The sequence below is a fragment of the Streptomyces sp. KLMMK genome, from assembly GCF_036961605.1.
Lineage (GTDB): Bacteria > Actinomycetota > Actinomycetes > Streptomycetales > Streptomycetaceae > Streptomyces > Streptomyces telluris.
Window position 1 is genome coordinate 1 of sequence record NZ_JBAMDC010000247.1, and the last position, 9953, is coordinate 9953.

General features: G+C 73.7%; 8 protein-coding genes and 1 pseudogene. 5 read left to right on the plus strand and 4 right to left on the minus strand.

Annotated elements, in window-relative coordinates; translation table 11 throughout:
• A partial coding sequence (locus V7793_RS26550) for an SDR family NAD(P)-dependent oxidoreductase (RefSeq protein WP_336010713.1) occupies positions 1-593 on the plus strand: 593 nt, incomplete at its 5' end.
• Positions 594-645: 52 nt separating this feature from the next.
• Here the strand turns inward: V7793_RS26550 and V7793_RS26555 are convergent.
• From V7793_RS26555 to V7793_RS26570, 4 genes are all read right to left on the minus strand, one after another.
• Positions 646-1497, minus strand: a complete 852-nt coding sequence (locus V7793_RS26555) for a DMT family transporter (protein WP_336010716.1) — start codon at positions 1495-1497, stop codon at positions 646-648.
• A 49-nt stretch (positions 1498-1546) separates the two neighbouring features.
• Positions 1547-2926: an acyltransferase family protein gene (locus V7793_RS26560; RefSeq protein WP_336010718.1), complete on the minus strand. Its 1380-nt coding sequence runs from the start codon at positions 2924-2926 to the stop codon at positions 1547-1549.
• A gap of 310 nt (positions 2927-3236) precedes the next feature.
• Positions 3237-4877 (minus strand): penicillin-binding transpeptidase domain-containing protein, encoded by a 1641-nt coding sequence (locus tag V7793_RS26565; RefSeq protein ID WP_336010720.1) that lies wholly within the window; start codon positions 4875-4877, stop codon positions 3237-3239.
• A 207-nt stretch (positions 4878-5084) separates the two neighbouring features.
• Positions 5085-6845 carry a dolichyl-phosphate-mannose--protein mannosyltransferase gene (locus tag V7793_RS26570; RefSeq protein ID WP_336010722.1) on the minus strand — a complete coding sequence of 587 codons (1761 nt, stop codon included), beginning with the start codon at positions 6843-6845 and terminating at the stop codon, positions 5085-5087.
• 116 nt (positions 6846-6961) lie between these two features.
• Between V7793_RS26570 and rsmI the strand changes: the two genes are divergently transcribed.
• From rsmI to V7793_RS26590, 4 genes and pseudogenes are all read left to right on the plus strand, one after another.
• Entirely contained in the window at positions 6962-7807 is an 846-nt protein-coding gene (gene rsmI, locus V7793_RS26575) for a 16S rRNA (cytidine(1402)-2'-O)-methyltransferase (protein ID WP_179081225.1), read from the plus strand.
• A 196-nt stretch (positions 7808-8003) separates the two neighbouring features.
• Positions 8004-8519 (plus strand): hypothetical protein, encoded by a 516-nt coding sequence (locus V7793_RS26580; RefSeq protein WP_336010726.1) that lies wholly within the window; start codon positions 8004-8006, stop codon positions 8517-8519.
• Positions 8520-8549: 30 nt separating this feature from the next.
• A complete protein-coding gene (locus V7793_RS26585) occupies positions 8550-9464 on the plus strand; it encodes a TatD family hydrolase (RefSeq protein ID WP_336010729.1) in 915 nt (304 codons plus the stop codon).
• A gap of 111 nt (positions 9465-9575) precedes the next feature.
• Positions 9576-9953: pseudogene (locus tag V7793_RS26590) on the plus strand (hypothetical protein); the annotation flags it as partial.

A 9953-nucleotide genomic window follows, 5' to 3' on the forward strand; every position in this document is an offset into this window, starting at 1 on the left:
GCGAGCGGCCGGCCGTCGAGGCGGCGGTGGCGCACGCCGTGGAGCGGTTCGGCGGCCTGGACGTCCTGGTCAACAACGCGTACTCGTTCCACCCCGGGCCCCCGCTCGTGGAGGACGTCACCGACGACGCCTGGTCCCGGGACCTGGACATCACCCTGACCGGAGCGTTCCGTTGCGTACGGGCGGCCATGCCGCACCTGGCCGCCGCCCGGGACGGCCGCGGCGCGGTCGTCAGCATCGGCTCCGTCAACGGCGAGCAGGACTACGGCGATTTCGCCTACAGCGCCGCCAAGGCCGGCCTGGCGGGCCTGACCCGGACCCTGGCCGGCCAGTGCGCAGCCCGCGGCGTGCGCGTGAACCTGGTCGCCCCCGGCACGGTCCGCACCCACGCCTGGGACGACCGCAGCGGCGCCCTGGAGCGCGCGGCGGGCCAGTATCCGCTGGGGCGGGTCGGCGAGCCGGAGGACATCGCCGCCGCGGTCGCCTTCCTCGCCTCGCGCGACGCCGCGTGGATCACGGGTGTGACCCTCCCCGTGGACGGCGGCATCCTCATCGGCAACATCGGCCTGCAGCAGGCGTTCAGAGGGGAATGAGCCCCGCCGCGAGCCGTGTCACCCCGCGAGCCGTGTCACCCCGCGGGCGGTGTCACCCCGCGTGCAGCATCATCCCGATCCCCGCCACCATCAGCCCCGCCGCGGCGATCCGCGGCGCCCCGAACCGCTCCTTGAAGAACAGCGCCCCGATCGCCGCCCCCACCAGGATCGACGATTCCCGCAGCGCCGAGATCGGCGCGAGGTCGGCGCGCGTCTGCGCCCACAGCACCAGCCCGTACGCGGCCACCGACAGCGCCCCGCCCAGCAGCCCGCGCACCGCGAACGGCCTGACCTCCGCCACGAACGAGCCCCGCCGCGCCGCCATGGCGTACAGCGGTATGGGCGCCCCCTCCAGGATCATCAGCCACGCGATGTAGCCGAGCGGCGTGCCCGAGGCGCGGACGCCCAGGCCGTCGACGACCGTGTACGCGGCGATGGCCAGCCCCGTCGCCCCGGCGGCCACGACGGCCGCCCACTGCGGCCGGCCCCCGGAGCCCCGGATGCCCCACACCGCGAGCCCGACCAGCCCGGCCGAGGCGACGGCCACGCCCGCCGCCTGCCAGCCGCCGGGCGTCTCCCCGGCGAAGACGGCGGCCAGGACGGTCACGGCGAGAGGGGCGGTGCCGCGGGCGATCGGGTACATCTGCCCGAAGTCGCCGAGCGTGAAGGACCGCATGAGCAGCATCTGGTAGACGACGTGCAGGACGGCGGACGCCAGCAGGTACGGCCAGGCAGCCCCGTCCGGCAGCGGTACGAAGCCCGCCAGCGCCAGCCCGCACACCGTCCCGCCGCCCCCGACGAGCGTGAAGGCGAGGAGCTGGTCCTTGATGCCGTGCGCGATGGCGTTCCAACTGGCGTGGGTGACGGCGGCTATGAGGACGGCCGCGGCGACCAAAGGGGTCATGACCCTCGACGCTAGCGCTGCGTGTGGGGCGCACGCGATGTTGCGTGCCTCACGCCGTCTTCGCGGCCGTTCTCCTTCCCGCCCGCTCGACGAGCAGCCAGCCGGCGGCGCACATGGCGACGGTGACGGGCGCGGTGACGCGTACGGCGACGAGGACGGCGGAGCGCCCGTCCAGCAGCCCGCCGAAGCCCACCATGGACAGCCCGAGCACCCCGAAGAGCGTGAGCGTGACCCCGAGGGCGGCGGCCGGCCCGGTGCCGCGGCGGGCGGCGGGGGCGGTAACCGGGGCAGCAGGGACCGCAGGGGCCGCCGGGGCCGCCGGCTGCTCGGCCTTGCGGAAGACCGCGACGAGGAGCGCCGTGAGCGCCGCGGCGGCCGCGATGCGCAGCGGCACCTGCAGCCACCAGCCCGCGCCCGCCGGCTCCGGCAGGGGCACGTGCAGGGCCAGCATCGCCCCGTACACCCCGAGCATCGCCGTGAGGTGCCACAGGAACGCCGTCATCGCCACACCGTTCGCGGCGATGACGGTGCGCCAGACGCGGGGCCGGGCCACGAGCCGCGTCATCGGGCCGCGCAGCAGCTCGACCGCGCCGATCAGCCACATGCCGTGGCAGAGCAGGGCGGCGGTGGGCGGCGCCATGTTGCTGATCTTCTCGCCGGGCATGCCCACCATGGACAGCGGGTACGGCCCGCACGCCACGAGGGCGACCGCCCCCGCGAGACCGGCCGCGGCGAGCGCCCACGGCACGTGGAGGCGCAGGCGCCCGTCGGCGCGCAGGAAGCCGAGCTGGTGGACGGCCAGCCAGACGAAGCCGAAGTTGAGGAACTCCACGTACGGGACGCCGGCCGCGAACCGCAGCACGTCCACCGTCGCGGCCGCGGCGACCAGGGCGGCGAAGGCGCCCCAGCCGTACCGCTCGTGGAGGCGCAGGAGGGGCGGCGTGAAGGCCACCATGGCGAGGTAGATGCCGATGAACCACAGGGGCTGGGCGACGAGGCGCGCGGCGACGTCCGCGAGGGCGCCGCCGTGGCCGCCCAGCTGGAGGGCGAGCGCCCCGGCGCCCCACACGGCGACGAAGAGCATGGTGGGGCGCAGGAGGCGCTGCAGGCGGGCGCGGAGGAAGAGCGCGTAGGCCGGCCCGCCGGTGCGGCGCGTGAGGGAACGGTAGGAGAGCGCGTGGGAGAAGCCGCCGACGAAGAAGAACACCGGCATGATCTGCAGGACCCAGGTGAGCAGTTGCAGCTCCGGCTCGACCGCGAGCAGGTTGCCGACGGCGGCGCGGCCGTCGTCGTCCACGGTCACGGCGGCCATGAGCCAGTGCCCGAGCACGACGGTCCCGAGGGAGGCCACGCGCAACAGGTCGATGACGCGGTCGCGCCCCGAGGGCGTCGCCGCGGCGAGCTCCCGCGCACTGATCTTCTGTCCCATGGGCCCACCCTCACGCGCGGGCCGCGTGCCGCACCACCGCCGGGGTACTCAGTTCGCACCTGAGTACCCCGGAAAGGAGGGCCGGTCCGTGAGGGGCGGCCTCGGCCGGACCCGTCGTGCGCTGTCGTGCCGGGACGCGGCAATCACCTCCGCCGCGACGGTGATCAGCCACCGTGGCGCATTCCGGCGGTGCCGTCCCGTCCTCGGCCGGCAGGGGGCACCGCCGGTCACGTCCGTGCCGGCCGGTCGCCGTCGCGGCGGAAGGGGACGCCCGGGCCCGCCCGGACCGCCCCCCGGGAGGGCACGCGCGCTACGACGCCCGCAGGACCGCCGCCACCACCGGGCCCGCCGAGTCGCCGCCGTGCCCGCCCTGCTGGACGTACGCGGCCGCGGCCACGTCGCCGCGGTACGCGCTGAACCAGCCGTTCGGCTTGGCCTGGCCGTCGACCTCCGCCGAGCCCGTCTTCGCGCCGATGTCGCCGCCGAGCCCGGACATGGCCCGGGCGCCCGTGCCCGACGTCGCCGTCAGCCGCATCATCGAGCGCAGCTGCTCCGCGACCGTGCCGGGCAGCGCGCGGGGCGCGCGGGCGAGCTGCCGGTCGTCGAGCGACGGGTCGACGATGTAGGGCTGGTGGAAGGAGCCGGCGCGCACCGTGGCGGCCATGGAGGCCACGTTCAGCGCGGACATCTGCACCTTGCCCTGCCCGATCATCGCCGCGGCCTTGCCCGCCCCGGACTCCGCCGGCACGCTGCCGTCGAACGTGGCGAGGCCCGTCTTCCACTCCAGCCCGAGCCCGAAGACGTCCCGCGCCTCCGCCGCCAGCGCCCCGTCGCCGACCTCGCCCGCGAGCGAGATGAAGGCGGTGTTGCACGAGGCCGCGAAGTCCTGCGCGAAGGTGGCGCCGGGGTTCTCGCTCTCCTCCACGTTGTGGAAGCGCATCCCGTACGTGGCGTACTTCGGGCAGGGCAGCGGCTTTCCGGGCGCGGCCTTGCCCTGTTCGAGCAGCATCGCCGACGTGATGATCTTCATCGTGGAGCCCGGCGCGGTCTGGCCCATCAACGCGGTGTTGAACTCGGTCTTCCTGGAGTTGGCGACGGCCAGGATCTCGCCCGTACTGGCCTTCACGGCGACGACGGACGCATCGGCGTGCCGCTCGACGGCGGACTCGGCCGCCCGCTGCGCACCGGCGTCGAGCGTCGTCTTGAGCGTGGCGGGCTTGCCCCGCGAGACGACGTGCAGCGTCTTGGGGGCGATCCCCGCCCTGGCCGCGGCCTCCGCCCCGCCCTCCGGTACGGCCTGTACCTCCAGGCCCGGCTCGCCGCCCGCCTCCTCCCCGAACCGCTTGCGCAGCTGCGGCAGGACGGACGCGAGCGAGGGGTAGTCCTTGGCGTCCAGCTTCGTGCCGTTCCGGTCGACGGCGTCGATCTGCGGGGCCGCGCCCGCGTCGGTCCTCAGGGTCTCGTTGCGCGTGAGCTCGGGGTGGACGACCGAGGGCTGCCAGTCGACGAGCGCCTGCCCGGTGCTCTTGCCGCGGACGACTTCGAGCGAGGAGTCGTACGTCCAGGTCGAGCGCTGCTTGCCGTGGGAGATCTCGGCGCTCACGGAGAACGGCACCTTGGCGCCCTGCGGCGTGCCCGGCTTCAGGGCGACCTTCTCCACGTGGACGGTCTCGCGGTAGCCGGTGAGCGCGGTGGTCGCCGCGGCCGTGTTGTCGGTGAGGCGGGCGGCCTTGGCGGTGTCGCCGGACTCCCAGGCGGCGAGGAAGTCGCGCGCCGTCCGCTCGATCTCGTCCGCCGTCGGCGGCCCGGTTCTCAGCGGTGCGGGTTCCCCGTGCGCGCCGGTCGAGCCGTCACCCGCCACGGCGTCCACGAGGTTGTACGCGCCCATGCCGGCCGCTCCCACCACGGCTGCGGCCACGACGCCGATGGCGATCTTCGCACCCTTGTGCATGTGTCAGCCCCCTCCGAGCCCCCCGGACCGCCGGGCCCCCCGGCCCGGGCCTCGGCCCGGTTTAATCATCCGATTAAACCTCTGCGTTGGCACTGTACGGGAAGGGTGGGGCGAGAGGGTGCGAAATGGCCGGAACTGGTCCTTCAGGGCTGGTGGTTCATCAGATGGGATGGGGGCCGGGGGAGTCGGAGGGGCCGGCGGAGGCCGTCAGATCCAGGAGTCGAACCACATGCGGTTCCGCCACGCCTCTATCGGGATCGCGTTCCCGGTGTAGATCGGCCAGAAGTAGATGAAGTTCCACGCGATCAGCAGCACCAGCGTGCCCGCACCGACCGCGCCCGCCACACGCCGCCGCTCCGAGGACCCCGGCGGCCCCAGGAGCGCGCCGATCATCATGGCCAGCGCCAGGCACAGGAACGGCAGGAACACCACCGCGTAGAAGACGAAGATGGTGCGTTCCTGCCACATGAACCAGGGCAGGTACCCGGCCGCGACCCCGCACAGCACCGCGCCAGCCCGCCAGTCGCGCCGCAGCGCCCACCGGTAGAGCAGGTACAGCACCGCGAAGCACGCGGCCCACCACAGCAGCGGGGTGCCCAGCGCGAGCACCTCGCGTGCGCACTTGTCGGCCGCGTCCGCCGGGCAGCCGTCCTCGCCCGGCTTCGGCGACTCGTAGAAGTACGAGACCGGGCGGGCCTGGACCAGCCAGCTCCACGGGTTGGACTGGTACGTGTGCGGCGAGGTGAGCGTGGTGTTGAACTTCCACACCTCGTGCTCGTACTCCCACAGGCTGCGCAGGGGGTTGAGGACCCCGGCGAGGAAGCCGTCCGCGCTGTGGCCGCCGTCGTTCTCGGCCCAGTGCCGGTAGTAGCCGCTGTGCTGCCAGCCGTCCTTCTCGGTGTACGTGCCGCTGTTGACGAACCAGCCCGTCCACGACGCCAGGTAGACGCCGATCGCCACCGGCACCGTCGACAGGAACGCCCACGGCACGTCGCGCCGCAGCGCCGAGAGGAAGGGGCGGCGGGCCCCCGCCGCCCGCCGCGCACCCGCGTCCCACAGGACGATCAGCAGGCCGAACGCGGCCAGGTACACCGCGCCGTTCCACTTCGTGGCGCACGCCAGGCCCAGGAACACGCCCGCCGCGATGCGCCACGGGCGCAGACCGAGACGCAGGCCGTCACCGACCGCGTCGTCCGGGCGCGGCACGCCGTCCTCGCCGACCGGCAGCGCCGCGGCCAGCCGGGCCCGCGACGTGTCCCGGTCCACCAGCACGCAGCCGAACGCGGCCAGCACGAAGAACATGAGCACCGAGTCGAGCAGCGAGGTGCGGCTCATCACGAAGTGCAGGCCGTCCACGGCCATCAGGGCGCCGGCCAGGCAGCCGAGGAACGTGGAGCGGAAGAGGCGGCGGCCGATGCGGCACAGCATCAGCACGGACAGCGTGCCCAGCACCGCCACCATGAAGCGCCAGCCGACCGGGTTCAGGCCGAAGAGCCACTCGCCGAGGCCGATGACCCACTTGCCCATCGGCGGGTGCACCACGTAGCCCGGCGCGTCCGGGACGTCCGTCCAGCCCGCGATGACCTTGTCGTTGATGTCGTCCGGCCACTTCGCCTCGTAGCCGTACTTCCACAGCGCCCACGCGTCCTTGGCGTAGTACGTCTCGTCGAATATCACGGCCTTGGGGCTGCCCAGGTGCCAGAACCGGATCAGGCCCGCGAACAGGGTGACCAGCAGCGGGCCGGTCCACCCCGACCAGCGCGCCAGCCGCTGCGCCGCGTCCGGGCGCAGGCCGAGCGTCGACCACACCCGCGTCCCCGGCTCGGGAAAGGGCGGTACGAGCCGCGCCCGCACATCCGGCTGCGGCCGGGCCGCGTAGCCGAACCGGCGGAGTCTGAGCTGCCACGGTGGCGGTCGCTCGTCTGCCGTCTGGCCCTGCGGGGCGTGGGTCGCGGTGTCACTGGTCACCGCGCCATCGTAGGGAACGACCCTGTCGGACGGCGGATCACGTACGGGCATGTTCCGGGACCGCGTCCCCCGCGGCCGGAGGCCCGTGGCACCGGGGGCCTGCGAGGATGGGAGACGTGACTGGAACGCTCGTACTCGCAGGTACCCCCATCGGCGACGTCGCCGACGCACCCCCGCGGCTCGCCGCCGAGCTCGCCGCCGCCGAGGTGATCGCCGCCGAGGACACCCGCCGGCTGCGCCGGCTGACGCAGGCGCTGGGGGTGCACACGACCGGCCGGGTCGTCTCCTACTTCGAGGGCAACGAGTCCGCCCGGACGCCCGAGCTGGTGGAGGCGCTGGCGGGCGGCGCCCGCGTTCTGCTCGTCACCGACGCCGGCATGCCGTCCGTCTCCGACCCGGGCTACCGCCTCGTCGCCGCCGCCGTGGAGCGTGACATCAAGGTCACCGCCGTGCCCGGGCCGTCCGCCGTGCTCACGGCCCTGGCCGTCTCCGGCCTCCCCGTCGACCGCTTCTGCTTCGAGGGCTTCCTGCCCCGCAAGGCGGGCGAGCGCCTGGGCCGGCTCCGCGAGGTCGCGGCCGAGCGCCGCACGCTCGTCTACTTCGAGGCCCCGCACCGCCTGGACGACACCCTCGCGGCCATGGCCGAGGCCTTCGGCCCGGACCGCCGCGCGGCGGTCTGCCGGGAGCTGACGAAGACCTACGAGGAGGTCAAGCGCGGCCCGCTGAAGGACCTGGCCGCCTGGGCGGCCGAGGGCGTGCGCGGCGAGATCACCATCGTCGTGGAGGGCGCCCCCGAGCCCGGCCCGCAGGACCTGACCGCCGAGGAGCTCGTGCGCCGTGTGCGGGCGCGCGAGGAGGCGGGCGAGCGCCGCAAGGAGGCCATCGCGGCCGTAGCTGCGGAAGCAGGTCTACCCAAGCGCGAGGTCTTCGATGCGGTCGTGGCGGCAAAGAATGCGCCATAACAGGCCCCATCGCAAGGTAAAGGGATAATCTGAAAAGCAAAGCTTGGGCCTGGCAGCCTGGCACTTTGGGCAGTGCGACGCCAAGTTTGTCCCAATTCGGGGGATAGGCTGCTGCGTCTTCGCCGGGAAGGGCGTTCCCTGGATGTGGGACGTCCGGTCCCGCGAGAGACTTGTCCTCAGGACAAGAGGAGCTGCCATGAGCGAGATCGCAGGAACCTCGAACGGTGTCCAGTCGATAGCGGCCACCGCACCCCCCACCGTGCCGGAGACCGGGACGGCGCACGAGTCGTACTCCTTCGCCTGCATGCGGTGCGGCCACGGCTGGGAGCAGTCGTACGAGATCGAGCACCACACGGACGCCGAGGGCCGGCCCTTCGTCATCTACTACGCGGACGGCGTGCGCGTGCCGTCCCCGCTGACCCGCCCCACCTGCGTGAACTGCGGCGAGCACGTCGTACGCATCATGCGCTCCGGCCGCGTCTCCCTGATCGCGGACGTCCTGCACCGGCCCGCGCACGAGGTTCCGGCCACGCAGCAGGCCCCCGCCGGCCCGCTCCACGCGGGCGGCCCCGAACCGTGGCACCGGGAACGGCTCCCCCGCGCCGAGCACCCCGAGAGCCCCGAGCAGCCCGGTGAGCCCGGACGGGAGCACCACTGGCACCTCTCGGACCTCCTCCACCCGGTCCGGGCGTACCGGGAGCACCACCGCTGACGGCCGCGGGCGCTGCCTAGAATCGCTCGCATGGCGTCAACAGCAGCGAACAGCAGTGGCAGGACCGGCAGCGGCAAGAACGACAAGGACGCCCCGCCGCCGCTCCCGGTCCCCCTCGACGTGCCGGTCGCCGATTCCCACACGCACCTGGACATGCAGTCCGGCTCCGTCGAGGACGCCCTCGCCAAGGCCGCGTCCGTCGGCGTGACCACCGTCGTCCAGGTGGGCTGCGACGTGGCCGGCTCCCGCTGGGCCGCGGAGACGGCCGCCGCCCACGACGCCGTCTGGGCCACCGTGGCCCTGCACCCCAACGAGGCGCCCCGCATCGTCCACGGCGACCCCGACGGCTGGTCCCGCCAGGGCGAGCGCCCCGCCGGCGGCGACGCCGCCCTGGACGCCGCCCTCGCCGAGATCGACGCCCTCGCGGCCCTGCCGCACGTCCGCGGCGTCGGCGAGACCGGCCTCGACTTCTTCCGCACCGGCCCCGAGGGCATGGCCGCCCAGGAGTACTCCTTCCGCCGCCACATCGACATCGCCAAGCGCCACGGCAAGGCCCTGGTCATCCACGACCGCGACGCCCACGCCGACGTCCTGCGCGTCCTGGACGAGGAGGGCGCGCCCGACGCCGTCGTCTTCCACTGCTACTCCGGCGACGCCGGCATGGCGAAGATCTGCGCCGACAACGGCTACTACATGTCGTTCGCCGGCAACGTCACCTTCAAGAACGCCCAGCCCCTCCGCGACGCCCTCGCCGTGGCCCCGCTCGACCTCATCCTCGTCGAGACCGACGCGCCCTTCCTGACCCCCGCCCCCTATCGCGGACGGCCCAACGCCCCGTACCTCATTCCGGTCACGTTGCGCGCCATGGCGGGCTTCAAGGAGATCGGCGAGGACGCGCTGGCCACAGCCGTAGCGGCGAATACCGCGCGGGCATTCGGCTACTGACGGTCACTCCACGCCCCCTCTCGTCGCGACACCGTGTGATGATCCGACTTTGGAGAGTGACGCTCCCTCCGCTACAGTCCCGGGCCGAAGCCCGACCCAGGGGAGCGTCACGTGACTCATGCACAGGGCAGCCCCCGCGCCGCACGCAGCGGTGCGGCGGAAGCACCGCCGTACGACCCGTATGACCCCTACGGTCCGTATGCGCCGTACGACCCGTACGATCCGCACGACGGCCGCTACGACCTGTACGCCGCCTACGTGGCCCCCGTCGGGCCCTACCCGATATACGAACCTGTCCCAGTGCCGGCACCCGCCGGCGGTACGTCCGGTGGCCCCGGATCGTACGACCCCTTCCTGCCCGAGCCCCGCGAAGGGGCGGTCGGCACCGGTCACGAGCGTCCCTACGAGGCCCCTCATCTGCCGCGGCAGCCCGTCAGCCCTGCCGGTCCAGTCGGTCCCGTCAGGGAGGCGGAGGCGTACGACGGGGCC

What these genes read in the sequence shown, in the direction of transcription:
- V7793_RS26555 (WP_336010716.1), bottom strand. Translation starts at nt 1,497, where the DNA reads ATGACCCCTTTGGTCGCCGCGGCCGTCCTCATAGCCGCCGTCACCCAC.
- V7793_RS26560 (WP_336010718.1), bottom strand. Translation starts at nt 2,926, where the DNA reads ATGGGACAGAAGATCAGTGCGCGGGAGCTCGCCGCGGCGACGCCCTCG.
- V7793_RS26565 (WP_336010720.1), bottom strand. Translation starts at nt 4,877, where the DNA reads ATGCACAAGGGTGCGAAGATCGCCATCGGCGTCGTGGCCGCAGCCGTG.
- V7793_RS26580 (WP_336010726.1), top strand. Translation starts at nt 8,004, where the DNA reads ATGAGCGAGATCGCAGGAACCTCGAACGGTGTCCAGTCGATAGCGGCC.
- V7793_RS26585 (WP_336010729.1), top strand. Translation starts at nt 8,550, where the DNA reads ATGGCGTCAACAGCAGCGAACAGCAGTGGCAGGACCGGCAGCGGCAAG.